Annotated in this window: 23 protein-coding genes; 18 read left to right on the forward strand and 5 right to left on the reverse strand. The window is 65.5% G+C overall.

Translation table 11 applies throughout. The annotated features are described in order from the left end of the window. Window positions 1-6: 6 nt before the first annotated feature. Window positions 7-1,149 (forward strand): DNA polymerase IV, encoded by a 1,143-nt coding sequence (dinB, locus tag BI344_RS05605; RefSeq protein ID WP_071111921.1) that lies wholly within the window; start codon window positions 7-9, stop codon window positions 1,147-1,149. Here dinB and rodA read toward each other — a convergent pair. The 5 genes from rodA to BI344_RS05630 all read right to left on the reverse strand — a co-directional run bounded on the left by rodA (window position 1,127) and on the right by BI344_RS05630 (window position 6,687). Continuing rightward, the gene (rodA, locus tag BI344_RS05610) at window positions 1,127-2,224 is read right to left on the reverse strand and encodes a rod shape-determining protein RodA (protein ID WP_071111922.1); all 1,098 of its coding nucleotides are present in this window, start codon (window positions 2,222-2,224) and stop codon (window positions 1,127-1,129) included. The two genes, dinB and rodA, sit on opposite strands and share 23 nt — an antisense overlap. Next, window positions 2,205-4,145 carry a penicillin-binding protein 2 gene (gene mrdA, locus BI344_RS05615; RefSeq protein WP_071111923.1) on the reverse strand — a complete coding sequence of 647 codons (1,941 nt, stop codon included), beginning with the start codon at window positions 4,143-4,145 and terminating at the stop codon, window positions 2,205-2,207. Before mrdA ends, rodA begins: the two co-directional genes overlap by 20 nt. 14 nt (window positions 4,146-4,159) lie before the next feature. Then, complete coding sequence (gene mreD / locus BI344_RS05620) at window positions 4,160-4,663, reverse strand: rod shape-determining protein MreD (RefSeq protein ID WP_071111924.1); 504 nt, start codon at window positions 4,661-4,663, stop codon at window positions 4,160-4,162. 6 nt (window positions 4,664-4,669) lie between these two features. After that, window positions 4,670-5,578 carry a rod shape-determining protein MreC gene (gene mreC / locus BI344_RS05625; protein WP_071111925.1) on the reverse strand — a complete coding sequence of 303 codons (909 nt, stop codon included), beginning with the start codon at window positions 5,576-5,578 and terminating at the stop codon, window positions 4,670-4,672. Window positions 5,579-5,643: 65 nt separating this feature from the next. Continuing rightward, the gene (locus BI344_RS05630) at window positions 5,644-6,687 is read right to left on the reverse strand and encodes a rod shape-determining protein (protein WP_071111926.1); all 1,044 of its coding nucleotides are present in this window, start codon (window positions 6,685-6,687) and stop codon (window positions 5,644-5,646) included. Between the two features lie 343 nt (window positions 6,688-7,030). Between BI344_RS05630 and gatC the strand changes: the two genes are divergently transcribed. The 17 genes from gatC (at window position 7,031) to ftsA (ending at window position 26,036) form a co-directional block, all read left to right on the forward strand. Continuing rightward, on the forward strand, window positions 7,031-7,318 hold the full coding sequence (gene gatC / locus BI344_RS05635; RefSeq protein ID WP_071111927.1) for an Asp-tRNA(Asn)/Glu-tRNA(Gln) amidotransferase subunit GatC: 288 nt from the start codon (window positions 7,031-7,033) through the stop codon (window positions 7,316-7,318). 81 nt (window positions 7,319-7,399) lie between these two features. After that, the gene (gatA, locus tag BI344_RS05640; protein WP_071111928.1) at window positions 7,400-8,851 is read left to right on the forward strand and encodes an Asp-tRNA(Asn)/Glu-tRNA(Gln) amidotransferase subunit GatA; all 1,452 of its coding nucleotides are present in this window, start codon (window positions 7,400-7,402) and stop codon (window positions 8,849-8,851) included. 21 nt (window positions 8,852-8,872) lie between these two features. Beyond that, entirely contained in the window at window positions 8,873-10,300 is a 1,428-nt protein-coding gene (gene gatB, locus BI344_RS05645; protein WP_071111929.1) for an Asp-tRNA(Asn)/Glu-tRNA(Gln) amidotransferase subunit GatB, read from the forward strand. Window positions 10,301-10,693: 393 nt separating this feature from the next. Further along, window positions 10,694-11,140 carry a division/cell wall cluster transcriptional repressor MraZ gene (mraZ, locus tag BI344_RS05650; protein WP_071111930.1) on the forward strand — a complete coding sequence of 149 codons (447 nt, stop codon included), beginning with the start codon at window positions 10,694-10,696 and terminating at the stop codon, window positions 11,138-11,140. Further along, on the forward strand, window positions 11,137-12,099 hold the full coding sequence (rsmH, locus tag BI344_RS05655) for a 16S rRNA (cytosine(1402)-N(4))-methyltransferase RsmH (protein WP_071111931.1): 963 nt from the start codon (window positions 11,137-11,139) through the stop codon (window positions 12,097-12,099). The genes mraZ and rsmH overlap by 4 nt, the downstream gene beginning before the upstream one ends. Next, window positions 12,096-12,368 carry a cell division protein FtsL gene (ftsL, locus tag BI344_RS05660; protein ID WP_071111932.1) on the forward strand — a complete coding sequence of 91 codons (273 nt, stop codon included), beginning with the start codon at window positions 12,096-12,098 and terminating at the stop codon, window positions 12,366-12,368. The genes rsmH and ftsL overlap by 4 nt, the downstream gene beginning before the upstream one ends. Then, window positions 12,368-14,119, forward strand: a complete 1,752-nt coding sequence (locus BI344_RS05665; RefSeq protein ID WP_071111933.1) for a peptidoglycan D,D-transpeptidase FtsI family protein — start codon at window positions 12,368-12,370, stop codon at window positions 14,117-14,119. The genes ftsL and BI344_RS05665 overlap by 1 nt, the downstream gene beginning before the upstream one ends. A 4-nt stretch (window positions 14,120-14,123) precedes the next feature. Next, window positions 14,124-15,602 (forward strand): UDP-N-acetylmuramoyl-L-alanyl-D-glutamate--2,6-diaminopimelate ligase, encoded by a 1,479-nt coding sequence (locus BI344_RS05670; protein ID WP_071111934.1) that lies wholly within the window; start codon window positions 14,124-14,126, stop codon window positions 15,600-15,602. Further along, entirely contained in the window at window positions 15,599-16,960 is a 1,362-nt protein-coding gene (locus tag BI344_RS05675; RefSeq protein WP_071111935.1) for a UDP-N-acetylmuramoyl-tripeptide--D-alanyl-D-alanine ligase, read from the forward strand. The genes BI344_RS05670 and BI344_RS05675 overlap by 4 nt, the downstream gene beginning before the upstream one ends. A 1-nt stretch (window position 16,961) precedes the next feature. Beyond that, a complete protein-coding gene (mraY, locus tag BI344_RS05680) occupies window positions 16,962-18,047 on the forward strand; it encodes a phospho-N-acetylmuramoyl-pentapeptide-transferase (RefSeq protein WP_071111936.1) in 1,086 nt (361 codons plus the stop codon). Between the two features lie 11 nt (window positions 18,048-18,058). Continuing rightward, on the forward strand, window positions 18,059-19,420 hold the full coding sequence (murD, locus tag BI344_RS05685; RefSeq protein WP_071111937.1) for a UDP-N-acetylmuramoyl-L-alanine--D-glutamate ligase: 1,362 nt from the start codon (window positions 18,059-18,061) through the stop codon (window positions 19,418-19,420). After that, window positions 19,417-20,574 (forward strand): putative lipid II flippase FtsW, encoded by a 1,158-nt coding sequence (gene ftsW, locus BI344_RS05690; protein WP_071111938.1) that lies wholly within the window; start codon window positions 19,417-19,419, stop codon window positions 20,572-20,574. Before murD ends, ftsW begins: the two co-directional genes overlap by 4 nt. A gap of 5 nt (window positions 20,575-20,579) precedes the next feature. Then, entirely contained in the window at window positions 20,580-21,662 is a 1,083-nt protein-coding gene (gene murG, locus BI344_RS05695) for an undecaprenyldiphospho-muramoylpentapeptide beta-N-acetylglucosaminyltransferase (protein ID WP_071112086.1), read from the forward strand. A gap of 40 nt (window positions 21,663-21,702) precedes the next feature. Then, a complete protein-coding gene (murC, locus tag BI344_RS05700) occupies window positions 21,703-23,094 on the forward strand; it encodes a UDP-N-acetylmuramate--L-alanine ligase (protein WP_071111939.1) in 1,392 nt (463 codons plus the stop codon). A gap of 51 nt (window positions 23,095-23,145) precedes the next feature. Next, window positions 23,146-24,057 (forward strand): D-alanine--D-alanine ligase, encoded by a 912-nt coding sequence (locus BI344_RS05705; protein ID WP_071111940.1) that lies wholly within the window; start codon window positions 23,146-23,148, stop codon window positions 24,055-24,057. Beyond that, window positions 24,047-24,772, forward strand: coding sequence for a cell division protein FtsQ/DivIB (locus BI344_RS05710; RefSeq protein WP_071111941.1), 726 nt, complete (start codon window positions 24,047-24,049; stop codon window positions 24,770-24,772). Before BI344_RS05705 ends, BI344_RS05710 begins: the two co-directional genes overlap by 11 nt. Window positions 24,773-24,791: 19 nt before the next feature. Next, window positions 24,792-26,036, forward strand: coding sequence for a cell division protein FtsA (gene ftsA / locus BI344_RS05715; protein WP_071111942.1), 1,245 nt, complete (start codon window positions 24,792-24,794; stop codon window positions 26,034-26,036). Window positions 26,037-26,107 lie beyond the last annotated feature (71 nt).

Below are 26,107 nucleotides of genomic sequence, written 5' to 3' on the forward strand. Positions count from 1 at the left end.
CCGCTGATGTCCGCCCCGCTGCGCAAGATCATCCATGTCGACTGCGACTGCTTCTATGCGGCCATCGAGATGCGCGATGACCCCAGCCTGCGCCCGTTGCCGCTGGCGGTGGGTGGACGGCCGGAAACGCGCGGGGTGATCGCCACCTGCAACTACATCGCCCGCCGCTACGGCGTGCATTCGGCGATGTCGTCGGCGCGCGCGCTCAGGCTGTGTCCGGAGCTGGTGATCCTGCCGCCCGACATGGCGCGTTATCGGCTGGCGAGCCAGCAGATCATGGCCATCTATCAGCGCTACACCGAGGTGATCGAACCCTTGTCGCTGGACGAGGCGTATCTGGACGTCACCGGCCAGCCGCACGAGCAGGGCAGCGCTACGCTGATGGCGGAGGCGATCCGCCGCCAGATTCGCGACGAGGTGGGCATCACCGCCTCGGCCGGCATCGCGCCCAACAAGTTCCTGGCCAAGGTGGCCAGCGACTGGAATAAGCCGGACGGCCAGTTTCTGGTGCGCCCGCGCGACATCGACGCCTTCGTCGTCACCTTGCCGGTGGAGAAGATACACGGCGTCGGCCGCGTCACCGCCGAGCGGCTGCACCGCTTGGGCATACGCAACTGCGGCGATCTCAGGCGCTGGTCGCCATCCGACCTGTTCCGCCATTTCGGCAGCTTCGGCGAGCGGCTGCTGGCGCTGGCGCAGGGCCGCGACGAGCGGCCGGTGTCCACCGATCGCAGCCGCAAGACGATCAGCGTCGAAGAGACCTACGCCCAGGACCTGCCCGACCTCGCCAGCTGCCTGTCCAAGCTGCCGGAACTGGTGGACCGCCTGCAGGCGCGGCTGGCGCGCAGCGGCAGCCCGGAATTCAAGGGCCTGTCGGTGAAGCTGAAATTCGACGACTTTACCCAGACCACGGTGGAGCAAGCCGGCCACGCCCTATCCATGGCGGCCTTCGGCCAGTTGCTGCGCACCGGCTTCGCCCGCGGGGCGCGGCCGGTGCGCTTGCTGGGCGTGGGGGTGAAGCTGGCGGATGAGCACGATCTGCCGCGCCAGCTGAGACTGTTCGGCCGCGACGGCCGGCCGCTGCCGGACAGCCAGCCAGGTGACCCGGCCGTCGGCGGCGCGGAGCCTACAGCCGGCGCAGATTGCTGATGCCCATCAGCATGCCCATGCCGATGAACAGGGTGACGGTGGCGGTGCCGCCGTAGGACATGAAGGGCAGCGGCACGCCGACCACCGGCAGGATGCCGGACACCATGCCCATGTTGACGAAGGCGTAGACGAAGAAGGACATGGTGATGGAGGCGGCCATCAGCCGGCCGTACAGGGTCTGGGCGCTGGCGGTGATCATTATCGCCCGGCTGAGGATCAGCAGGTACAGCGCCAGCAGCAGCACGTTGCCGGCCAGGCCGAACTCCTCGGAATACACCGCGAAGATGAAGTCGGTAGTACGTTCTGGAATATAGTCGAGGTGGGTCTGGGTGCCGTTGAGCCAGCCCTTGCCCCAGGGGCCGCCGGAGCCGATGGCTATCATCGATTGGATGATGTGGTAGCCGGTGCCCAGCGGGTCGGTGGTGGGGTCGATCAGCGTCAGCACCCGCTTGCGCTGGTAGTCGTGCAGGTGGTTCCATACCAGCGGCAGGCTGGCGGCGAACAGCACCACGCCGGCCAGGATCACCTTCCACGGCAGGCCGGCGAAGAACAGCACGAACAGGCCGGCGGCGGCGATCAGCAAGGTGGTCCCCAGGTCCGGCTGCTTGAGCACCAGCGCGCTGGGAATGGCGATCAGCAGCGCGGCGATCAGATAGTGCCACCAGCGCAATGACAACTCGTATTTCTGGAAGAACCAGGCCAGCATCATCGGCAGCGCGATCTTGAGGATCTCCGACGGCTGGATGCGGGTGATGCCCAGGTTCAGCCAGCGGGTGGAGCCATTGACGGTGATGCCCTTGAAATGCACCGCCACCAACAGCAGCACGCCCAGCACGTAGATGGGCGGCGCGAAATTCATCACGCTCTGCGGCCGCATGCGCGCGATCAGCCACATCACCAGCAGCGACAGCACGGTGTAGGCCAGCTTGTTGTCTATCTTGTCGAAGGACTGGTTGTTGGCGGAGTAGAGCAGCACCATGCTGACCAGGAAGATCAGCCCCAGGAACAGCATCATCCAGCCGTCCAGCGGTTCCTTGATCTGTTGCCAGACGCGGTTAATCAGGGGTGTCTTCATGCGTGTCCCCATTTTCCATCGGTACGGTCTTGAGCAGGCCGGCCAAATCGTTCGGCACCTTGCCCAGCAGGTAGAAATCGAATAGGCCGCGCGCCACCGGAGCGGCGGCGGCGGCGCCGAAGCCGGCGTTCTCGACGATGATGGCCACTGCGATCTTCGGTTTTTCCACCGGAGCGAAAGCGATGAACCAGCTGTGGTCGCGGTACTGCTCGGCCAGCGCGGCGGCGTTGTACTTGGCGCCCTGTTTGATCGCCACCACCTGGGCGGTGCCGGTCTTGCCGGCCATCGAGTATTTCAGGCCTACGCCGACGCGGGCGCCGGTGCCGGAGATCATCACATTGTGCATGCCCTCCTTGATGTAGTCGAAATACTCCTGCGGATAGGGCAGTTGCTTGATCGGTGCCGGTTCTATCAGGCGGGTCTGGCCGGTTTTCGAGTCCACCACCTGCTGCACCAGGTGCGGTTTGAACACCTGGCCGCTGTTGGCCATGATGGCGGTGGCGTTGGCCATTTGCAGCGGGGTATAGGCGTTGAAGCCTTGGCCGATGCCGATGCTGACCGCGTCGGCCGGGTACCAGCGCCGCACTTCCGGCTTGTAGCGGGCGAAGCGCTTGGCTTTCCACTCCTTGGACGGCAGCACGCCGCTGGCTTCGCCGTCGAGGTCGATGCCGGTCTTGCTGCCCAGACCGAAGGAGCCGACCACCGGGTGGATCTTGTCTATCCCCATGTCCCAGGCCAGCTTGTAGAAGAAGGTATCGCTGGAGACGGTGATGGCGCGCTGCAGGTTGACCATGCCGTTGCCGCCCTTCTTGCTGTCGCGGAACTGGTGGCTGGAGCCGGGCAGGGTGAAGTAGCCGGGCGCCGGGCGGATGTCGTGTTCGCCTATGCTGTGGGTGACCAGCGCCGCCATCGACATGAAGGGTTTGAAGGTGGAGCCGGGCGGATAGGTGCCGCGCAGCGCGCGGTTGACCAGCGGTTTCTGCCAGTCGGTGTTGAGCGCGGCCCAGGTCTGGCTGTCGATGCCGTCGATGAACAGGCTGGGGTCGAAGCCGGGCTTGGACAGGAAGGCCAACACGCCGCCGGTGGCCGGGTCGATTGCCACCAGCGCGCCGCGGCGGTCGCCGAACAGCTTGTCGGCCATCTCCTGCAGCCGGATGTCCAGCGCCAGCTTCAGCGTGTTGCCGTTGACCGGCGGCGTGCGGCGCAAGGAGCGGACCGCGCGGCCGCCGGAGTCGGTTTCCATTTCCTCGAAGCCGACCTGGCCGTGCAGGTCTTCCTCGTACACCGCTTCCAGGCCGGTCTTGCCGATGTAGTTGGTGCCCTTGTAATTGGTGGTCTTGTCCTCGTCGGCGAGACGCTCCTGGTCTTTCTGGTTGATGCGGCCGATGTAGCCCAGCACGTGGCTGGTCATTTCCTTGTACGGGTAGTCGCGGAACAGCCTGGCCTTCACCTCCACGCCGGGGAACTGCCAGGCGTTGGCGGCCACGCGCGCGGCTTCCGTGTCGGTGAGCTTCACTTTCAGCGGGATGGCTTCGAAATTCTTGCTCTCCGCCAGCAGTTTCTTGAATAGCTTCTCGTCGCGCTGGCTGACGTCGGCCAGCTTCTTCAGCTTGTCGATGGTGGCGTTCAGGTCGGGAATCTTGCTGGGGGTCAGCTCCAGCGTGTAGGCGGAGTAGTTCTGCGCCAGCACCACGCCGTTGCGGTCCAGGATCAGGCCGCGGTTGGGCAGGATGGGCACCAGCGAGATGCGGTTGTTCTGCGCCAGCGTGGAGAAGTGGTCGTGTTGCAGCACCTGCAGCCAGACGAAGCGGGCCAGCAGGATCAGGAACATCAGGATGATCAATGCGTAGGCGATGATCAGCCGCAGCTGGAACTCTTCTTCCTCGGTCTGCGGATTCTTGAAGCGGGCGGGGCGGCGCATGGATCAGTCAGGTCTCATACCGAATTGTGGCGGTAGGGAATCAGCATCAGCTTGGTCAACAGCGGCCACAGCAGCGCGCCGATCAGCGGCGGCAGGAAATAGCTCCAGCCGACGAAGGCCGAGCCTGTCAGCATCCGCACCACCACCATGATGATCTGGTTGGTGAGCATCAGCCCCAGCACCACCAGCGCCTGCTGTCCCAGGTTGAACATCACCAGCTGGCGCTGGCGGCTCAGCGCCAGGAAGGCGGTGAACGAGTAGGCCAGCGCGTGCTGGCCGAACAGGCCAGCGGTGGAAACGTCGGCGACGATGCCCATCATGAAGGCGATGCCGATGTTGACCCGGCGCGGCTGGTTGATCACCCAGTACAGGATCAGGAGGCCGATGAAGTCCGGCAGCCAGCGCGTGCTGCCGTGCGGCAGCGGCACCAGCTCGACCAGCACGGCGGTGACGAATGTGAGCAGGATGAAGCGGCGCTTGACCGGCTTGAGCAGCTCCTTGGGGCGGTCCAACGACATCGGGTTTTACTCCTCGGCGGCGGCCTTTCTGCCGCCCCTGGTCTTTTTCTCGACGACAACCGGCGCCTCGGCCGGGCGCGCCTTCGCTTCGCGGGCCTGCAGCACCAGCACGTAGCGGGTCTGCTGCACGCCGGACAGCGGCGTGGTGCCGACGCGGGTAAAGGCGGCGCCGGGATTGCGCTCCACCTTGCTCACCACCGCCACCGGAATGCCCTCGGGGAACATGCCGTCCAGGCCGGAAGTCACCACCTGGTCGTTTTCTTTCACATCCGAGCTTTGCGGCAGATAGCGCAATTCCACCCCGCCACCATAACCATAGAGGATGGCGCGTTCGCCGGTGCGGGCTATCATCACCGGCACCATCTGGTTCTTGTCTATGATCAGCGTCACCTCGGCGGTCAGCGGCTGCACCCGCGTCACTTGGCCCAGCAGGCCGCGCGCGTCCACCACCGGCTGGCCGGCCTGCAGTTTGGCGTCGTCGCCCTTGTCGATGATGATCTTGTACGAGAACGGATCGCGTCCGGTATACAGCGTCTCGGCGATCTGCGCGGAGTCGTCGCGCTGGGCGCGGATGCGGTTCAACGCGCGCAGTTCGTTCAGTTCGCGCTCCAGCGTCTGCAGGCGGGACAACTGCGCCGACATCTGCAGCTGGCGGGTGCGCAGTTCGGTGTTTTCCTGCTTCAGCTCGGTTTGCGAGGTCAGGTAGTCGCCGGCGTGGCGCACCGCCTGCGCCGGCAGGTTCACCGCGCGCTGCACCGGGTACAGCGCCAGCGACAGGGCTTCCCGCGTCTGTTCCATCAGGCCGTAATGGCTGTCGCCTATCAGGAGCGCGATCGAGGCGACCGCGCTCATCGCCAGGCGAGCAGCCGGAGGCGGCCCGGAGCGGAAGAAGCTGGGGGTGTTGGCGAAATCCATGGCCACAGCCGCCGCGCCTTGACGGCGCGGCGTTCGCTCGGTTGGTTAAGGTCCGTTGCTGAAGTTTAAGGCACGTTGGTGAAGATGGTGCCGATCTTGTCCATCTTTTCCAGCGCCTTGCCGGAACCGCGCACCACGCAGGTCAGCGGCTCCTCGGCCACGAACACCGGCAGGCCGGTTTCTTCGGCCAGTAGACGGTCGATATCCTTCAGCAGCGCGCCGCCGCCGGTCAGCACCATGCCTTTTTCGGCGATGTCGGCGCCCAGTTCCGGCGGAGTCTGCTCCAGCGCGATCTTCACCGCGGAGACGATCTGGTTCAACGGCTCGGTCAGCGCCTCCAGGATTTCATTGGAGGACACGGTGAAGGCGCGCGGGATGCCTTCGGCCAGATTGCGGCCCTTGACTTCCATCTCGCGCACTTCGGCGCCGGGGAAGGCGGAGCCTATGGTCTTCTTGATTTCCTCGGCCGTGGTCTCGCCGATCAGCATGCCGTAGTTGCGGCGGATGTAGTTGATGATCGCCTCGTCGAACTTGTCGCCGCCGACGCGCACCGAGTTGGAGTAAACCACGCCGCCCAGCGAGATCACGCCGACCTCGGTGGTGCCGCCGCCGATATCCACCACCATCGAGCCGGTCGGCTCTTCCACCGGCAGGCCGGCGCCGATCGCGGCGGCCATCGGCTCTTCGATCAGCTCGACGCGGCGCGCGCCGGCGGCCAGGGCCGAGTCGCGGATCGCCTTGCGCTCCACCTGGGTGGAGCCGCAGGGCACGCAGATCACGATGCGCGGGCTGGCGGCGAAGAAGCGGTTGGGGTTCACCTTCTTGATGAACTGCTTGAGCATCTGTTCGGTGACGGTGAAGTCGGCGATCACGCCGTCCTTCATCGGGCGGATGGCCTGAATGCTGCCCGGGGTGCGGCCCAGCATGCGCTTGGCTTCCAGGCCCACGGCCAGGATGGACTTCTTGTTGGTGGGCACGTCATTGTGGATGGCCACAACGGAAGGCTCGTCAAGCACGATGCCCTTGCTGCGCATGTAGATCAGGGTGTTGGCGGTGCCAAGGTCGATGGCGAGGTCGTTGGAGAAGTATCCGGTCAGCGAACGAAACATTGGGCGATCCTGGTCAGTTTTCGTCAGGGGCGGACGCCAGCGGCGTCCGTAAAATCCAGTTTATCTGTCGTAGACCCAAACTCCCAGCCGCGGATGCGGCAAGAAGCGCTGCTGTCGACGTCGCTTGTGGGCGAAATGTGCGCCCAACCGGCTGGCTTTGAGCAGTTCTTGCCCGGTGACCCGGACGGTGGAGCTGGCCTGCGCTATTTGGCCCCGGCGCACGATCCGGAGGCGGTGAAAATGCCGTCAGGATGCGTCGTGGCGCAATCTCAATCTTGGGAGAATCAAACGGGGTATGATACCCTATAAAGCTTGAAATATTAAAGGTTTTAACGAGGACGCCATGTCGCTTACGCACCAGGATGTCGCACGGATCGCCAAGCTTGCCCGCATCAATGTGAGCGAGGCGGAAATCGCCGCCACGGCAGACAAGCTCAACAATATTTTCAGCCTGATCGAGAAGATGCAGGCGGTGGATACCGCAGGCATCGAGCCGATGGCCCATCCGCAGGACGTGTCCTTGCGTTTGCGTGATGACGTCGTCACTGAAGCCAACCAGCGCGAGGCCTTCCAGGCGGTGGCGCCGCAGGTGGAAAAGGGTCTGTTCCTCGTTCCCAAAGTGATCGAGTAAGCCCTCTGATCGGCCCCGCGCGGCTTGGTTCCCTGAATGGGGCCCGGGCCAGACTATCCGGATAGCAAGACCAAAATCGAAATGACACAAGCCACCCTCAAGCAATTGTCGCAACAGCTGGCGGCCAAGGAAGTTTCCAGCGTGGAACTGGCCGGCCAGTATCTGGACCGCATCGAGGCGCTGAACCCGGCGCTGAATGCCTTGATCACCGTCGACCGCGAAAAGACCCTGGCCGAGGCGGCCGCCGCCGACGCGCGCATCGCCGCCGGCAACGCCCACCCGCTGGCCGGCGTGCCGCTGATCCACAAGGACCTGTTCTGCCAGCAAGGCTGGAAGACCAGCTGCGGCTCGAAGATGCTGGACAATTTCGTCTCGCCCTACGACGCCCATGTGGTGCAGCAATGCGCCGCCGCCGGCCTGGTGACGCTGGGCCGCGCCAATATGGACGAGTTCGCGATGGGCTCGTCCAATGAAAACTCGTTTTACGGCGCGGTGAAGAATCCGTGGGACCTGAGCGCCATTCCTGGCGGCTCGTCCGGCGGCTCCGCGGCCGCGGTGGCCGCGCGCCTGGCGCCGGTCGCCACCGCCACCGACACCGGCGGCTCCATCCGCCAGCCGGCTTCGCACTGCGGCGTCACCGGCATCAAGCCGACCTACGGCGTGGTGTCGCGCTACGGCATGGTGGCCTTCGCCTCCTCGCTGGACCAGGGCGGCCCGATCGCCCAGACCGCCGAGGACTGCGCGCTGATGCTGAACGTGATGGCCGGCTTCGACGAGCGCGACTCCACCAGCCTGGAGCGCGCGAAGGAAGACTACACCCGCGATCTGAACCAGTCGCTGTCCGGCCTCAAGGTGGGCCTGCCGCGCGAGTACTTCGCCGCCGGCCTGGATGCCGACGTCGCCCGCGCGGTGGACAACGCGGTGGCGGAATTGAAGAAGCTGGGCGCCGAGGCGGTGGACGTGAGCCTGCCCAACACCGAGCTATCCATCCCCGCTTACTACGTGATCGCCCCGGCCGAAGCCTCCACCAACCTGTCGCGCTACGACGGCGTCCGCTACGGCCACCGCGCCAAGGACTACAAGGACCTGGTGGACATGTACGAGAAGACCCGCGCCGAAGGCTTCGGCGACGAGGTCAAGCGCCGCATCCTGGTGGGCAGCTATGTGCTGTCCCACGGCTATTACGACGCCTACTACCTGCAGGCGCAGAAGATCCGCCGCCTGATCGCCAACGATTTCAAGGCCGCGTTCCAGCAATGCGACGTGATCCTGGGGCCGGTGGCGCCGACCGCTGCTTTCGATCTGGGCCAGCTGTCGGCCGATCCGGTAGAGATGTATCTGTCCGACATCTATACGCTGTCGGTCAACCTGGCCGGACTGCCCGGCATGAGCGTGCCGGCCGGCTTTTCCGCGGGTGGCCGTCCGATCGGCCTGCAGATCATCGGCAACTACTTCGCCGAGGCCAAGATGCTGAACGTCGCGCACCAGTTCCAGCAGGCCACTGACTGGCACACCCGCGCGCCGGCACTGTAAAAGATTGAGGACCAGATAAAGATGAAATGGGAAGTCGTAATCGGCATTGAGGTGCACGTGCAGCTCAACACCGTCTCCAAGATTTTCTCCGGCGCCAGCACCGCCTTCGGCGCCGAGCCCAACACCCAGGCTTCCGCGGTGGAGCTGGCCTTTCCGGGCGTGCTGCCGGTGCTGAACCGCGCGGTGGTGGACAAGGCCATCCGCCTGGGCCTCGCGCTGGACGCCACCATCAACCAGAAGAACGTGTTCGCCCGCAAGAACTACTTCTACCCCGATCTTCCCAAGGGCTACCAGATCAGCCAGATGGAGCTGCCTATCGTCGAGCGCGGCAAGCTGAAGATTCTGGTCGGCGATCAGGAAAAGATCATCGGCGTGACCCGCGCCCACATGGAAGAGGACGCCGGCAAGAGCTTGCACGAAGACTTCCAGGGCCTGTCCGGCATCGACCTCAACCGCGCCGGCACGCCGCTGCTGGAGGTGGTGTCCGAGCCCGACATGCGCTCGGTGGACGAGGCGCTGGCCTATGTGAAGGCGCTGTACGCGTTGGTGACCTGGCTGGGAATCTGCGACGGCAATATGCAGGAAGGCAGCTTCCGCATGGACGTCAACGTGTCGGTGCGCCCGGAAGGCCAGAAGGAGTTCGGCACCCGCCGCGAGATCAAGAACCTCAACTCCTTCCGCTTCCTGGAGCAGGCCGCCAAATACGAGATCCAGTGGCAGATCGACACGCTGGAAGACGGCGGCAAGGTGCAGCAGGCGACGGTGCTGTTCGATCCGGACAGCGGCGAGACCCGCATGATGCGCAGCAAGGAAGACGCGCACGACTACCGCTACTTCCCCGATCCGGACCTGTTGCCGGTGCGCATCGCGACCGAGCAGATCGAGCGCATCCGCGCCGAGATGCCCGAACTGCCGGGCGCGATGCAGGGCCGCTTCGTCGAGGAATTCGGCGTGTCGGCCTACGACGCCGCGCTGCTGACCGCGAGCCTGCCGCTGGCGCAGTACTTTGAAGCCGCCGCCCGCGCCTCCGGCCAGGGCAAGTTGGCCGCCAACTGGGTCAACGGCGAGATCGCCGCACGGCTGAACCGCGACGGCAAGAGCATCGCCGACTGCCCGATTGCGGTCGAGCGCCTGGTGGGCCTGCTGGCGCGCATCGCCGACAACACCCTGTCCAGCAAACTGGCCAAGCAGGTGTTCGAAGCGTTGTGGGACAGCGAGTTGTCGGTCGATGACATCATCGAACGCGACGGCCTGAAGCAGGTGTCCGACGTCGGCGCCATCGAGAAAATGGTGGAAGAAGCGATCGCCGCCAACCCGAAGGCGGTGGAGGAATTCCGCGCCGGCAAGGAAAAGGCGCTCAACGCCTTGGCCGGCCAGGTGATGAAGGCATCCAAGGGCAAGGCCAACCCGACCCAGGTGCAAGATATCCTGAGGCAGAAGCTGGGCTGAGTTTGATACCCGAACAACATGCGGCTTGTTTAAGCCGCATGTTGTTTTTTAAATACAGGCCTGAAATTGGCCGCGGGTAAAGTGTTTCTTTTATTGAAGATACTTATGCTTCAGACAGTTCCATCGGCAATTATTGCCGTCCTGTTGCATCCCCTGCGATCCGCAATGTTCACATCCCACTTTTACTGATGATTTTAAGTCACTGATTTCTCACAGATTCCATTTTTATACCCTCCCGTAAGTCATTGTCGCAAAAGGCGAATTAGAGAATTCCTATGTTGACCGTGGGGCGGTTATTTCTTATAGTGGCGAAAAGTGGGATAAAGTGGGTGAAAGTGGGGCAAATGCCCCCCGGAGCGACGGCTCCGTTTTCTCGGTCAGCGGGTTCAAATCATGATTGGTGGCGTCAGTATCCTGTCTCTCGATAGCAAGGGGCGTTTGGCTATTCCGGCCAAACACCGTGAGACACTGCTGTCCGCGTTTGGCCACAAGCTGATCGTCACTCTCGAATCCCAGGACCACCTGCTGTTGTACCCCGAACCCAACTGGCGCCCGGTCGAGGCCCGTCTGCTTGCCCTTCCCACCGGCAATCCCACGCTGAAACGCTATCAACGGCTGGTGCTTGGCCATGCCGAAACCCTGGAAATGGATTCCGCCGGCCGCATCCTGCTGCCGGCCCGGCTGCGCGAGTTGACCGCGCTGGACAAGGATGTCGCCCTGGTAGGCATGGGCAACCGCTTTGAGTTGTGGAACGCCGAGGAATGGGACAGCCAGACCGCCGACGCGCTGGCTATCGATCAGGCCGATTTGGCCCAACACCTTGGAGATTTCACGCTGTGAGCACCCCCACTTACGTGCACCGCACGGTATTGCTGGCCGAAGCGGTCGACGCGCTGGCCATCCGCGAGGATGGCGTCTACGTCGATTGCACCTTCGGCCGCGGAGGCCACAGCCGTTTGATCCTGTCGAAGCTCGGCCCGAATGGCCGGCTGATCGCCTTCGACAAGGACCTGGAAGCCATCGCCGTCGCCGAACGGCTGGCGGCGGAGGATTCCCGCTTCAACATCGTGCACAACGGTTTCGAGACACTGTCGTCCGAGCTGGCCCGCCTGGGCGCGGCCAGCGTGGATGGCGTGCTGATGGACCTGGGCGTGTCGTCGCCGCAGATCGACGATGGCAGCCGCGGTTTCAGCTTCCGTTTCGACGCGCCGCTGGACATGCGTATGGATACCACTCGCGGCGTCACCGCCGCCGAGTGGTTGGCAACGGCCGACGAGGCCGATATCAAAGAGGTCATCAAGACTTATGGTGAAGAGCGGTTTGCTCGCAAGATCGCAGCAGCCATTGTTGCGCAACGGGGGGAACACCCCATCACGACCACGCGTGAGCTCGCTTTGCTCGTTGGGCAAAACGTCCGTACTCGGGAACCGGGTCAAGACCCCGCGACGCGTACCTTCCAGGCGATCCGGATCTTTGTGAACCGGGAGCTGGACGAACTGAAGGCGGCGCTGCCGCAGGCCGCGCGTCTGCTGGGCGAGCATGGCCGGCTGGCCGTCATCAGCTTCCATTCGCTGGAGGACCGCATCGTCAAGCAATACCTGCGCGACGTCAGCAGCGAGGAAAAGCTGCCGATGTGGGCGATGGTGCGCGCCGAGGACATGGCCAAGCCGCCGATCGCCCTGGTGGGCAAGGCGGTCCGCGCCGGCGACGAGGAGGTGCGCGAGAACCCGCGCTCCCGCAGCGCCATCATGCGGGTGGCCGAGCGCACCGCCGCGCCGTGGCGGGAGGTGGATGCATGAACAAGCTCAACGCGATGCTGCTGGCGATGACCGTCTTCTCCGCCTGGTCGGTGGTGACGTCTACCCACGTGTCGCGCAAGCTCTACAGCGACTTGCAGAAGGAGACCAAGTCGGGGCAGCAGCTGGAGGTGGAGTTCGGCCAGCTGCAGCTGGAGCAGAGCACCTGGGGCGCGCACGCGGTGATTGAAAAGGCGGCGTCCACCCGTCTGGACATGCACACCCCCGATCCGCGCCAGATCCAGGTGATTTCGCCCGGAGGGAGGATCTGATGCGCGCCGGCAGCAGCTATAGCGTTCGCCAGCGGCCGGTGTCGGCCAGCCCGGCCCTGCGCATGACCAGAACCCGGGTGCGCTGCGTGCTGCTGGTGCTGGCGCTGCTGTTTCTGGCGTTGATCTGCCGCGCGATGTATCTGCAGGTGGTGCAGCAGGATTTCCTGCAGAACCAGGGCGAGGCGCGTTTCCGCCGCGCGATGACGCTGGAGGCCAACCGCGGTGTGATCACCGACCGCAACGGCGAGCCGCTGGCGATCAGCACCCCGGTGCAGACCATCTGGGCCAGCCCGGCCGACATGGAGCCAGTGCCGCCGGCCAAGCTGCGCGAGCTGGCCGCCCTGCTGGACCTGGCGCCGGAGGAACTGGCCGCCAAGCTGTCCGACCGCAAGAAGGAATTCGTCTACATCAAGCGCCAGATCAGTCCGGAGCAGGCCGACAAGGTGATGGCGCTGGGCATTCCCGGCATCGCCAAGCAGCAGGAATTCCGCCGCTTCTACCCGGCCGGCGAGATCGTGTCGCACATCATCGGTTTCACCGGGGTCGACGGCAAGGGCCAGGAGGGCGTGGAGCTGGCGCGCGAGAAGATGCTGGCGGGCCGCGATGGCCGCCGCGTGGTGCTGAAGGACCGCCGCGGCCACATCATCGAGGACATCGCCGCCATCGAGCCGCCGCGCGACGGCCAGAAGCTGGCGCTGGCGGTGGACCACCGCATCCAGTATCTGGCCTATCGCGAGATCAAGGCGGCGGTGGAGCAGAACAAGGCCAAGGCCGGCAGCGTGGTGGTGCTGGACGCCCACTCCGGCGAATTGCTGGCATTGGCCAACTACCCGTCGTTCAACCCCAACAACCGCGTCGGGGTGACGCCGGAAATGATGCGCAACCGCGGCGTGATCGACCTGTTCGAGCCGGGCTCGACGATGAAGCCCTTGTCGATTTCGCTGGCGCTGGAGCATGGCAAGGCCAGCCTCAACAGCGTGCTGGACACCCACAGCTATATGATAGGGCCGGCCACCATCCGCGACGTGTCGCCGCAGGCCAGCCTGAACATTCTCGGCATCATCCAGAAGTCGTCCAACGTCGGCACCAGCAAACTGGCGCTGATGAGCAGCCCGGAGGACTTCTGGAAGCACTACGACGCGCTGGGCTTCGGCCGCGCGCCCAATACCGGTTTCCCCGGCGAGGCCGGCGGCCGGCTGCGCGATTGGCACCGCTGGCGGCCGATCGAGCAGGCGACGATGTCCTTCGGCTACGGCGTATCGGTCAGCCTGATCCAGATGGCGCGCGCCTATACCATCTTCGCCAACGACGGCGTGATGCTGCCGATCGCGCTGTACAAGACCAGCAACCCAATGCCGGGCAAGCGGGTGATAGACATCAAGACCGCGCACGAAATGCGCGACCTGTTGATCGCCAACAGCCAGCCCGGCGGCGGCGCGGTCGGCGGCCGCATCATCGGTTACAGCATAGGCGCCAAGAGCGGCACCGCGCGCAAGCTGGAGGGCCGCACCTACGTGGCCAACAAGCACCGCGCGCTGTTCATGGGCTTCGCGCCCGGCCATGCGCCCAAGGTGATCGTGGCGGTGATGATAGACGAGCCTTCCGCCGGCAAATATTACGGCGGCGCGGTGGCGGCCCCAGTGTTCTCGCAAGTGGCCGGCGGCGCGCTGCGAGTGCTGAACGTGCCGCCCGACGAGCCTTCCAACAACACTTTATTGCCGGAATCGACCCCTGTTCCGGCGGACTTCTGACACCATGAAGAGTCGTCTGATCGCCTTGCCGGACTGGGATCCGGCTGCGCTGAACCAGCTGGGCCTGACCATCAAGAGAGTGGAGGCCGACAGCCGCCGCGTGCTGCCCGGCGATGTATTCCTCGCCTGTCGCGGCGAGTTCGTTGACGGCCGCGATTTCATCCCCGCCGCGCTGGAGAAGGGCGCGGCCGCGGTGCTGTGGGACGACGCCGACGGCTTCGCCTGGAATCCGGCCTGGCAGGTGCCCAATCTGGCGGTGCCGAATCTGCGCGAGCGCGCCGGCATCGTCGCCGCCCATGTGCTGGGCGAGCCCGCGCGCGACCTGACCGTGGTCGGCATCACCGGCACCAACGGCAAGACCTCGATTTCGCACTGGCTGGCGCAGGCTTTCTCCTTGCTGGGCCGGAAGGCCGCGTTGATCGGCACCGTCGGCAACGGCTTCTACGGCGCGCTGACCGAAACCACCCACACCACGCCCGACCCGGTGACGGTGCAGCAGAAGCTGGCCGAATATCGCCGCCAGGGCGCGCACGTGGTGACGATGGAAGTTTCCAGCCACGGCCTGGACCAGTCCCGAGTCAACGGCGTGGCCTTCGCCACCGCGGTGTTCACCAACCTGACGCGCGACCATCTGGATTACCATGGTTCGATGCAGGCTTACGGCGAATCCAAAAAGAAGCTGTTCTTCTGGGAGGGCCTGCAGCACGCGGTGATCAACGCCGACGACGAATTCGGCCGCCAGCTGGCCGGGGAGATCGACCGCGCGCAGACCCAGGTGGTGACGTATGGCCTCACGCAGGGCGATGTGCGCCCGCTGGCGCTGGCCGCCACATTGGAGGGCCTGCAACTGACCGTCGCCACGCCGTGGGGCGTGGTGGATGTGCGCACCGGCCTGGTTGGCCGCTTCAACGCCGCCAATCTGCTGGCCTGCCTCGCCACCTTGTGCGTCAACGGCGTCAGCCTGGCCGACGCCGCCGCGGTGATGGCGCGCATCCAGCCGGCGCGCGGCCGCATGCAGAGCATAGGCGGCACGCATGAGCCGCTGGTGGTGATCGACTACGCCCACACCCCGGACGCGCTGGAGAAGGCGTTGGCCACGTTGGGTGAAATCCGCCCCGCCGGCGGCCGGCTGTTTTGCGTGTTCGGCTGCGGCGGCGACCGCGATCCGGGCAAGCGCCCGATGATGGGCGCCATTGCCGAGAAGCATGCCGACGTGACGGTGCTGACCAGCGACAATCCGCGCAGCGAGGACCCGTTGGCCATCCTGGCCGACGTGCAGGCCGGCATGAAGCAGGCCGGCCATGTCGATGCCGACCGCGAGGCTGCCATCCACTGGGCGGTGGGCCAGGCGCGCGTCGGCGACGTGGTTCTGATCGCCGGCAAGGGCCATGAGGAATATCAGGACATCGCCGGCGTCAAGCGGCCGTTCTCCGACTTCCGCGTGGCGGAAGAGGCGCTCACCGCCTGGGGGCACCAAGCATGATGAGCCTGCAGCAAGCCGCCCGCCACGCCCAAGGCAGCCTCGTCGGCGTCGATGGCGCGGTGTCGCGGGTGATCACCGACAGCCGTCTGGCGCAGCCCGGCGATTTGTTTGTCGCGTTGAAGGGCGAGCGTTTCGATGCCCATGATTTCGTCGCCGAGGTGACGGCCAAGGGCGCCGCCGCGCTGGTGCGCGCCGATTTCCAGCTTGCCGGCGCCAGTTTGATCCGAGTGGACGATACCCGTCTGGCGCTGGGGCGTCTGGCCGCTGGCTGGCGCGCGGGGCAGCCGGCCGTGGTCGTCGGCGTCACTGGCTCCAACGGCAAGACCACGGTCAAGGAAATGCTGGCCGCCATCCTGAGCGCCCATGCCGGAGATCAGGCGGTGCTAGCCACCGCCGGCAATTTCAACAACGACATCGGCCTGCCGCTGACCCTGCTGCGACTGAAGCCGCAACACCGCTACGCGGTGATCGAGATGGGCATGAACCATCACGGCGAGTTGAGCTACCTCGCCGGCCTGGCCCGGCCGCAGGTGGCGCTGGTCAACAATGCGATGCGCGCCCACTTCGGCCATTTCGGCACCACCGAAGAAGTGGCCAGGGCCAAGGCGGAAATTTTTGAAGGACTGGTCGACGGCGGCGTGGCGGTGCTCAACGCCGACGACGCCAATCTGGCATTGTTCCGCCAGCGTGCCGGTCGGCATCGTCAGTTGAGTTTCGGCCTGGGTCCAGACGCCGAGGTCGGCGCACGCGATTTGCAAATGGACGCGCTGGCAAGCCGCTTCATCCTGACCTCGTCTGTCGGCGAGCAAACAGTGTCGTTGCCGGCGCCGGGCGAGCACAACGTCCGCAACGCGCTGGCCGCCGCCGCGGTGGCGCTGGCGCTGGAAGTGCCGCAGGCCGCCATCGCCACCGGCCTGGCCGCCTTTGCCGGCGCCAAGGGGCGCTTGCAGCTGAAAACCGCGCCGAGCGGCTTGACCGTGCTGGACGACAGCTACAACGCCAATCCGGATTCGATGAAGGCCGGCCTGGACGTGCTGTCGCGCCTGCCGGCCCCGCGCTGCTTCGTGATGGGCGATATCGGCGAATTGGGCGACGCCGCGCCGGCGCTGCACGCCGAGGTCGGGGAACATGCGCGCGCGCGCGGCATCGAACAGCTCTTCGCGCTGGGCGAGCTGTCGCGCGCGGCTGTCGCCGCCTTCGGCGCCGGCGCGCAGCATTTTGATTCGATTGACGAGTTGTTGGAGTGCCTGGATAGCCGGCTGGCATCGGGTACCGCCGTTCTGGTCAAGGGGTCGCGCTTCATGCGCATGGAACGGGTGGTGGAACACCTGATGCACGCAAACACAGAGGGAGTATAAGGTGCTGCTTTGGTTGGCTGATCTGTTGGGCTCGCACATCCGGGCCTTCAATGTTTTCAATTACATCACGCTGCGCGCGGTGATGGCGGCCCTGACTTCGCTGGCGATTTCGCTGCTGCTGGGGCCGTGGGTGATCCGCAAGCTGACCGAGCTCAAGGTGGGCCAGGCGGTGCGCAACGACGGCCCGCAGACCCACCTGGTCAAGGCCGGCACTCCCACCATGGGCGGCTCGCTGATCCTGCTGGCCATCACCATCACCACGCTGCTGTGGGCCGACCTGTCCAATAAATATGTGTGGCTGCTGCTGGCGGTGATGCTGGGCACTGGCGCACTGGGTTTCTACGACGACTGGCGCAAGGTGGTATACAAGGACCCGAAAGGGGTATCGGCCAAGTTCAAGATGGGCTGGCAGTCGGCCATCGCCATCGGCGCCGGGGTGTTCCTGATCGCCACCGCCAAGCTGCCGGCCTCCACCGAATTCATCGTTCCCTTCTTCAAGACCGTGTCCTACCCGCTGGGCGCGGTGGGCTTCTGCGTGTTGACCTATCTGGTGATCGTCGGCACTTCCAATTCGGTCAACCTCACCGACGGCCTGGACGGCCTGGCGGCGCTGCCCACCGTGATGGTGTCGGCCGGCCTGTCGATTTTCGCCTACGCCGCCGGCCACGCGGTGTTCTCCAAGTACCTGGGCGTGCCCTTCATTCCCGGCGCGCACGAGGTGGTGGTGTTCTGCGCGGCGATGTGCGGCGCCTGCCTGGGGTTTTTGTGGTTCAACGCCTATCCGGCCCAGGTGTTCATGGGCGACGTCGGCGCCTTGGCGCTGGGCGCCGCGCTGGGCACCGTCGCGGTGATCGTGCGCCAGGAAGTGGTGCTGTTCATCATGGGCGGCCTGTTTGTGGTGGAGGCGCTGTCGGTGATGATACAGGTCGGCTCGTTCAAGCTCACCGGCAAGCGGGTGTTCCGCATGGCGCCGCTGCATCACCATTTTGAATTGAAGGGCTGGAAGGAGACGCAGGTGGTGGTGCGTTTCTGGATCATCACCATGATGCTGGTGCTGGCCGGCCTGTCCACGCTGAAGCTGCGCTGAGGATCGCGACGATGGATTACGCCAATCGACAAGTGATGGTGGTGGGGCTGGGAGGCTCGGGGCTTGCCGCCGCGCGCTACCTGGCCGCCCACGGCGCGCGCGTCGGCGTGGCCGATGCCAATCCGTCCGACGAGCGGCTGGCCGAACTGGAACGCCTGCTGCCGGGCACGGCGGTGAAGCGCGGCGAGTTCACCGCCGACACCTTCGCCGGCATCGACTTGCTGGTGGTCAGCCCCGGCGTGCCGCTGGCCAATCCGGCCATCGCCGCCTACCGCCGCGCCGGCGGTGAGGTGGTGGGCGACATCGAGATCCTGGCGCGCGCGATCCGCGGCGACGGCAGCAAGGTGATCGCCATTTCCGGCTCCAACGGCAAAAGCACCGTCACCAGCCTGGTGGGCCACCTGTGCGAGGCAGCCGGCCTGGATGCCATCGTCGCCGGCAATATCGGCCTGGCGGTGCTGGAGGCGCAGCTGGCGCGGGAACAGAGCGGCAAGCGTCCGGACGTATGGGTGCTGGAGCTGTCCAGCTTCCAGTTGGAGTCCACCTTCAGCTTGCAGGCGGACGCCGCCACCGTGCTGAATATTTCCGAGGACCATCTCGACCGCTACGCCGACCTGCTGGATTACGCCCACGCCAAAACCGCCGTGTTCAACGGCCAGGGCGTGCAGGTGCTGAACCGCGACGACGCGCTGGTGCGGGCGATGGTGCGCCCCGGGCATCAGGTGAAGTGGTTCTCGCTGAATGGTGCGGCCGACTACGCGCTGGCGCGCAACGGCGGCTACCACTTGAGCGTGGCCGGCGAGAAGGTGTTCGACTGCGCCGACATGCCGCTGCAGGGCCTGCACAACGCCGCCAACGCGCTGGCCGCGCTGGCCTTGTGCCAGGGCATAGGCCTGGCGCTGCCGGCCCTGCTGGAGGGACTGAAAAGCTTTCGTGGCCTGGCGCACCGGGTGGAGCTGGTAGACGAATTCGACGGCGTTGCGTTTATCGATGATTCCAAGGGAACCAATGTGGGCGCCACCGAGGCGGCGCTCAACGGCATGATCCGCCAGGTGGTGTTGATCGCCGGCGGCGACGGCAAGGGCCAGGACTTCGCGCCGCTCAAGCCGGCCTGCCAGCGCATCGCGCGCGCGGTGGTGCTGATCGGCCGCGACGCGCAGCGGATCGAGTCGGCGCTGGCCGGCTGCGGCCTGCCGCTGGAGCGCTACGCCACGCTGGAAGAGGCGACGCGGCGCGCGGCGGCGCTGGCGCATCCGGGCGATGTGGTGCTGCTGTCGCCCGCCTGCGCCAGCCTGGACATGTTCCGCAATTACGCCCATCGCGCCGAGGTGTTCATCGCCACGGTGGCGGAGTTGAAGGCGGCGCGGCGATGAACCGCAACCCGGCGCGCCATTATGTGGCGATCACTCCGCTGGACGAGGCGCTGGCCTGGGCGCTGGCCTTGCTGCTGTCGATCAGCCTGGTGATGGTGTATTCGGCTTCCATCGCTTACGCCGAGGCTGACGCGGCGACGCAGAACCGCTACTTCTACCTGATCCGCCACGTGGTGTTCATGGTGATCGGACTGGCGGCGGCATACGCGGCCTTCCAGATTCCCACCGGCTTCTGGCAGAAGTATTCCGGGAAGATTTTCCTGATCGGGCTGGTGATGCTGGTGCTGGTGCTGATTCCCGGCATCGGCAAGGTGGTCAACGGTTCGCGGCGCTGGATCAATCTGCTGGTGCTCAATCTGCAGCCGTCGGAGGTGATGAAGTTCGCCACCGTGCTGTACGCGGCGGACTACACGGTGCGCAAGAGCCACCTGTTGCACAGCATCAAGGAAGGCTTCCTGCCGATGTTCGCGGCGATGGTGGTGGTGGCCTTTCTGCTGCTGCGCGAGCCGGACTTCGGCGCGCTGATGGTGGTGATGAGCATCGCGATGGGCCTGCTGTTCCTCGGCGGCATCAATATGCGCATCTTTTCGGGACTCGCGGCGATGGCGGTGGTGGCGATCGTGTTGCTGATCGTTTCCTCGCCGTACCGTCTGAAGCGGGTGCTGGGTTTCATGGACCCGTGGGACGACCCGTACGGCAAGGGTTATCAGCTGAGTCACTCTCTGATCGCCATCGGTCGTGGAGAATGGTTTGGCGTGGGGCTGGGCGGCAGCATCGAGAAATTGTTCTACCTGCCGGAGGCGCACACCGACTTCATCATGGCGGTGATCGCCGAGGAATTCGGCTTCGCCGGCATCTGCGTGGTGATCGGCCTGTACGCCTGGATCGTCCGCCGCGCCTTCCACATCGGCGTGGAGTCGAAAAAGCTGGAGCGCTACTACCAGGCGCTGGTGGCGCAGGGCATAGGCATCTGGCTGGGCATCCAGGTGTTCTTCAACATCGGCGTCAACATGGGCCTGTTGCCCACCAAGGGCCTGACGCTGCCGCTGATGTCGTTTGGCGGCTCGGCGATGCTGATGAATCTGATAGCCGTGGCGGTGCTGCTGCGGGTGGATTATGAAAACCGCCGCATCATGCGCGGCTACAAGGTTTGATAGAGATGACGAATCGAACGGTCATGGTGATGGCGGCAGGCACGGGTGGACACATCGTCCCCGGCCTCGCCGTGGCCAAAGAGCTGCAGCAGCGCGGCTGGAAAGTGGTGTGGCTGGGCACTCAGCGCGGCATGGAGAACAAGCTGGTGCCGCCGTCAGGCATCGTACTGGAGCGGCTGAATTTTCACGGCGTGCGCGGCAAGGGCCTGTTCGGTTCGCTCAAGGGCGCGCTGCAGCTGGCGGGCGCGTTCTGCAAGAGCGTGGCGCTGATGTTGCGCCATCGTCCCGACGTGGTGCTGGGCATGGGCGGCTATGTCTGCCTGCCCGGCGGCCTGGCGGCGGCGCTGTTGTGGAAACCGCTGGTGCTGGTCAACGCCGACGCCAGCCTGCTGCTGAGCAACAAGGCGCTGCTGCCGTTCGCCAAAAAGCTGGTGTGCGGCTTCGACGGCAGCGCGGCGAAACAGGCGAAGGCGCTGGTCACCGGCAATCCGGTGCGAAGGGAAATCGAGCGGATCGCGGATCCGGCCGGGCGTTACGCCGGCCGCGGCGGTCCGCTGAAGGTCTTGGTGGTGGGCGGCAGCCTGGGCGCCAGGGTGTTGAACGAGACGCTGCCGCAGGTGCTGGCGGCGCTGCCGGCCGACAAGCGTCCGCAGCTGGCGCACCAGACCGGCGAGGCCAACTACGTCGCCGTCAGCGCCGCCTACGCCGCCGCTGGCCAGCAGGGCCAGGTGGAGCTGCTGCCGTTTATCGACGACATGCCGAAGCGGCTGGCCGAGTGCGATCTGGTGATCTGCCGCGCCGGCGCCATCACGGTCAGCGAATTGTGCGCCGCCGGGGTGCCCAGCATCCTGGTGCCGCTGGTGGTGTCAACCACCGGCCATCAGCGCGACAACGCCGAGTGGATGGCGAAGGAAGGCGCGGCCTGGCATCTGCCGCAACAGGAATTGACCGTGGACAGGCTTGCCAGCCTGTTGGCGGGGCTGGACAGGGACCAACTGGCGGCCAGGGCGGCGCGCGCGCGCGCGCTGGCTCGGCCGGGCGCGGCCGGCCGGGTGGCCGATCTGTGCCAGGAATTGGCCGGGGAATGAATAGGCGCCGGAGAGAAGCGCCTGATTACGAGACACAGACATGAAACACAGGGTCAAACACATACATTTCGTCGGCATCGGCGGCGTCGGCATGTGCGGCATCGCCGAGGTGCTGCACGGGCTGGGCTACACCGTGTCCGGTTCGGACATGGCCGACGGCGCCACCACCAAGCGGCTGGCGGCCGAAGGCGTGCGCGTGTTCTTCGGCCATGACGCCACCTATATCGAAGGCGCCGACGTGGTGGTGACCTCCACCGCGGTGAAGGCGGACAACCCGGAAGTGCTGGCGGCGCGCGACAAGCGCATCCCGGTGATTCCGCGCGCGATGATGCTGGCCGAGCTGATGCGCTTCAAGCAGGGCATCGCCATCGCCGGCACCCACGGCAAGACCACCACCACTAGCCTGACCGCGTCGGTGCTGGGCGCGGCAGGGCTGGACCCCACCTTCGTCATCGGCGGCAAGCTGACCGCCGCCGGCGCCAACGCCAAGCTGGGCTCGGGCGAGTTCCTGGTGGCCGAGGCCGACGAGTCCGACGCGTCCTTTCTGCATTTGAGCCCGGTGATGGCGGTGGTGACCAATATCGACGCCGACCACATGGACACCTACGACCACAGTTTCGACAAGCTCAAGCAGGCCTTCGTCGATTTCCTGCAGCGCATGCCGTTCTACGGCCGCGCGGTGCTGTGCGTTGACGACCCCAATGTGCGCGAGATCCGCGGCCGCATCAGCAAGCCGGTCACCACCTACGGGCTGGACGACAGCGCCGACATCTATGCCGAGAACGTACAGGCGGCGGCGGGCCAGATGCATTTCGACGTGGTGGTGAAGAACGGCGCCACCACCCGCTTCCCGGTGGTGCTGAACCTGCCGGGCCGCCACAATGTGCTCAACGCGTTGTCGGCGATCGCCATTGGCCTGGAGTGCGGCGCGGACATCGCTGCCATCCAGAAGGGCCTGGCGGAGTTCGCCGGCGTCGGCCGCCGCTTCCAGCGCTACGGCGAAGTGAAGGCCAAAGACGGCGGCAGCTTCACCTTGGTAGACGATTACGGCCACCACCCGGTGGAGATGGCGGCCACCTTGTCCGCCGTGCGCGGCGCGTTTCCGGGGCGCAGGCTGCTGCTGGCGTTCCAGCCGCACCGCTACACCCGCACCCGCGACCTGTTCGAAGACTTCGTCAAGGTGCTGTCCGGCGTGGACGCGCTGCTCCTGGGCGAAGTGTACGCCGCCGGCGAAGCGCCCATCGTCGCCGCCGACGGCCGCGCGCTGGCGCGGGCGGTGCGGGTGGGCGGCAAGGTGGAGCCGCTGTTCGTCGAGAGCATCGCCGAGCTGCCGCAGGCGATTGTCGACGCCGCCCGCGACGGCGACGTGGTGCTGACCATGGGCGCCGGCTCGGTGGGCGCGGTGCCTACCAAGGTGCTGGCGCTGGCCTGAACAGGAATTTTCCGCCCGCGCGGCTGGCGCGGGCTTGCTGAGGACAGATAGATGAAGCAGTACGGCAAAGTGGCGGTGTTGATGGGCGGAGGCTCGTCCGAGCGCGAAGTGTCGCTGATGAGTGGCAACGGCGTGCTCTCGGCATTGCTGGCCAAGGGCGTGGACGCCCACAAGTTCGACCCGGCGGAAAAGCCGCTGGCGGCGTTGAAGGAAGAGGGTTTCAGCAGCGTGTTCAACATCCTGCACGGCCCGTTCGGCGAGGACGGCACCTTGCAGGGCGCGCTGGAGGCATTGGGTGTGCCGTACACCGGCTGCGGCGTGATGGCTTCGGCCATCTGCATGGACAAGTGGCGCACCAAGCTGTTGTGGAAGGGCGCCGGCCTGCCGATCCCGGCGTTCGAACTGCTGAACGACGACAGCGATTTCGCCGCCGTCGAGGCGAAGCTGGGCCTGCCGATTTTCGTCAAGCCGTCCACCGAGGGCTCCAGCATAGGGGTGACCAAGGTCAAGCGGGCGGGCGAACTGAAGGCGGCGTATCAAGAGGCGCGCAAGTACGACGGCATCGTCATCGCCGAGCAATTCATCGGCGGCGGCGAGTACACCTGCGCGGTGATAGACGACGTGGCCTATCCGACCATCAAGATCGAGCCGGCCACCGAGTACTACGACTACCAGGCCAAGTATTTCCGCGACGACACCGTTTACCGCTGTCCGTCCGGCCTGGCGCCGGAGGTGGAGGCGAAGGCGCGCGAACTGGCGCTGCAGGCGTTCAAGGTATTGGGTTGCCGCGGCTGGAGCCGGGTGGATTTCCTGATGGACGAGGCAGGCGGCATCTATCTGCTGGAAGTGAACACCAATCCGGGCATGACCAGCCACAGCCTGGTGCCGATGGCGGCGCGGGCGGAAGGCATCAGTTACGAAGACCTGTGCCTGAAGGTATTGGATACGGTGCATGTGGGATAACCATCGGCTGCTCAGAAGCCTGGCCAATATGATGCTGGGCGCTGCAGCGCTGATGTTGCTGTATGCGGGGGGATTCTGGCTGACGCACGCGCCGGTGTTCCCGGTGAAGAAGATACGGATTCAGGGCGACATGAACCGGGTGACGGCGGAACAGCTGAAATTCATCGCGGAGCATGAGCTGGCCGGCACCTTCTTCACGCTGGACATCGACAAGACGCGGTCCGCCTTCGGCAAGCTGCCCTGGGTGCGAGACGCGCAGGTGAGGCGGCGCTGGCCGGACGCGCTGGACATCACGGTGGAGGAGCATGTGGCGCTGGCGCGCTGGGGAGAAAACGGTTTGGTCAACACCCGCGGCGAGCGTTTCGACGCCGCCAGCGACGCCAAGCTGCCGGTGTTTTACGGGCCGGCCGGCGCCGAGAAGGACATGACGGCGATGCTGACCGATCTGCGGCAGGCGCTGCAGCCGTCGGGCCTGGCCCCGCGCGAGTTGTGGCTGTCGTCGCGGCGGGCGTGGAAAGTGGTGCTGGATAACCAGCTGCAGCTGGAATTGGGACGTAACGACGCGGCGGCGCGCGCAGAGCGCTTCGCCACGTACTGGAAAAGCCGGTTGGCGTTGTTGCCGTATCACATCGAATACGTAGACATGCGCTACCCGAACGGATTCGCTGTGCGGATGCCTGATTACAAGGCGCCGCCGGTCAAGGGAAACAAGTGATTAGGCGTTGGAGCGACAGGTGAGCAAACCAAAGGAAAGCAAGAACATGCTGGTTGGCCTGGACATCGGCACCTCGAAGATCGTGGCGATCGTCGCGGAGGTGCTGGAGGACGGCCAGCTGAATATCGTCGGCATGGGACACACGCCGTCGCGCGGCTTGAAGCGCGGCATGGTGGTGAACATCGAGTCGACGGTGCAGGCGATCCAGCGCGCGCTGGAAGAGGCCGAGCTGATGGCCGACTGCAAGATTCACGAGGTGTTCGTCGGCATCGCCGGCAGCCACATCAAGAGCGTGAATTCGCACGGCATGGTGGCGATCAAGGATCGCGAAGTCACCAAGATGGACATCGACCGCGTGATCGAAACTGCGCGCGCCGTGACCATTCCGCCCGACCACCAGGTGCTGCACATCCTGACCCAGGAATACAGCATCGACGGCCAGGAGGGCGTGCGCGAGCCGCTGGGCATGAGCGGCGTGCGGCTGGAAGCCAAGGTGCACATCGTCACCGGCGCGGTGTCCGCCGCGCAGAACGTCACCAAGTGCGTGCGCCGCTGCGGTCTGGAAGTGTCCGACCTGGTGCTGCAGCCGATGGCCTCGGCCATCGCGGTGCTGTCGGAGGACGAGAAGGATCTGGGTGTGTGCCTGATCGACATCGGCGGCGGCACCACCGACATCGCCGTGTACGTGGGCGGCGCGATCCGCCACACCGCGGTGATCCCGATCGCCGGCGACCAGATCACCAACGATATCGCGATGGCGTTGCGCACGCCCACCAAGGAAGCCGAGGACATCAAGATCCAGCACGGCGTGTCGCTGGTGGCGATGGCCGATCCGGCGCAGATGATTGAAGTGCCGGGCGTCGGCGAGCGCGGTCCGCGCCAGATGTCGCGCGCCACGCTGGCCGAAGTGATAGAGCCGCGGGTGGAGGAGCTGTTCCAGCTGGTGCAGCAGGAGCTGCGCCGCAGCGGCTTCGAGGAATTGCTGTCGTCGGGGATGGTGCTGACCGGCGGCGCCAGCCTGATGCCGGGGATGGTGGAACTGGCCGAGGAGGTGTTCCACCTGCCGGTGCGCGTCGGCGTGCCCAAGTACGTCGGCGGCCTGGCCGAGGTGGTCAAGACCCCACGCTTCTCCACCGGCGTCGGTCTGCTGTTGTATGGCAAGGACCAGATCCAGGGTTATGCGGGTCCGCACAGCAAGACGGAATCGGCTGGCGTGGGACAGTTGTTCGGCAAGATGAAGGCCTGGTTCGCCGGGAACTTCTAAGCGGCAAGGAAGCGCCGGCACGCAGGTGCGGCGGCGCGGTAATTCGGGCGCAGTAAACACGGTTAGTGGCT

This window comes from Chromobacterium sphagni (genome assembly GCF_001855555.1).
Lineage (GTDB): Bacteria > Pseudomonadota > Gammaproteobacteria > Burkholderiales > Chromobacteriaceae > Chromobacterium > Chromobacterium sphagni.

Coding starts and splice junctions, on each gene's coding strand:
- ftsL (WP_071111932.1), top strand. CDS start 12,096: ATGAACAAGCTCAACGCGATGCTGCTGGCGATGACCGTCTTCTCCGCC.
- mraZ (WP_071111930.1), top strand. CDS start 10,694: ATGATTGGTGGCGTCAGTATCCTGTCTCTCGATAGCAAGGGGCGTTTG.
- BI344_RS05710 (WP_071111941.1), top strand. CDS start 24,047: ATGTGGGATAACCATCGGCTGCTCAGAAGCCTGGCCAATATGATGCTG.
- murG (WP_071112086.1), top strand. CDS start 20,580: ATGACGAATCGAACGGTCATGGTGATGGCGGCAGGCACGGGTGGACAC.
- mreD (WP_071111924.1), bottom strand. CDS start 4,663: ATGTCGTTGGACCGCCCCAAGGAGCTGCTCAAGCCGGTCAAGCGCCGC.
- BI344_RS05665 (WP_071111933.1), top strand. CDS start 12,368: ATGCGCGCCGGCAGCAGCTATAGCGTTCGCCAGCGGCCGGTGTCGGCC.
- mrdA (WP_071111923.1), bottom strand. CDS start 4,145: ATGCGCCGCCCCGCCCGCTTCAAGAATCCGCAGACCGAGGAAGAAGAG.
- BI344_RS05670 (WP_071111934.1), top strand. CDS start 14,124: ATGAAGAGTCGTCTGATCGCCTTGCCGGACTGGGATCCGGCTGCGCTG.
- dinB (WP_071111921.1), top strand. CDS start 7: ATGTCCGCCCCGCTGCGCAAGATCATCCATGTCGACTGCGACTGCTTC.
- ftsW (WP_071111938.1), top strand. CDS start 19,417: ATGAACCGCAACCCGGCGCGCCATTATGTGGCGATCACTCCGCTGGAC.
- gatC (WP_071111927.1), top strand. CDS start 7,031: ATGTCGCTTACGCACCAGGATGTCGCACGGATCGCCAAGCTTGCCCGC.
- BI344_RS05630 (WP_071111926.1), bottom strand. CDS start 6,687: ATGTTTCGTTCGCTGACCGGATACTTCTCCAACGACCTCGCCATCGAC.
- mreC (WP_071111925.1), bottom strand. CDS start 5,578: ATGGATTTCGCCAACACCCCCAGCTTCTTCCGCTCCGGGCCGCCTCCG.
- rodA (WP_071111922.1), bottom strand. CDS start 2,224: ATGAAGACACCCCTGATTAACCGCGTCTGGCAACAGATCAAGGAACCG.
- BI344_RS05675 (WP_071111935.1), top strand. CDS start 15,599: ATGATGAGCCTGCAGCAAGCCGCCCGCCACGCCCAAGGCAGCCTCGTC.
- murD (WP_071111937.1), top strand. CDS start 18,059: ATGGATTACGCCAATCGACAAGTGATGGTGGTGGGGCTGGGAGGCTCG.
- gatA (WP_071111928.1), top strand. CDS start 7,400: ATGACACAAGCCACCCTCAAGCAATTGTCGCAACAGCTGGCGGCCAAG.
- gatB (WP_071111929.1), top strand. CDS start 8,873: ATGAAATGGGAAGTCGTAATCGGCATTGAGGTGCACGTGCAGCTCAAC.
- murC (WP_071111939.1), top strand. CDS start 21,703: ATGAAACACAGGGTCAAACACATACATTTCGTCGGCATCGGCGGCGTC.
- BI344_RS05705 (WP_071111940.1), top strand. CDS start 23,146: ATGAAGCAGTACGGCAAAGTGGCGGTGTTGATGGGCGGAGGCTCGTCC.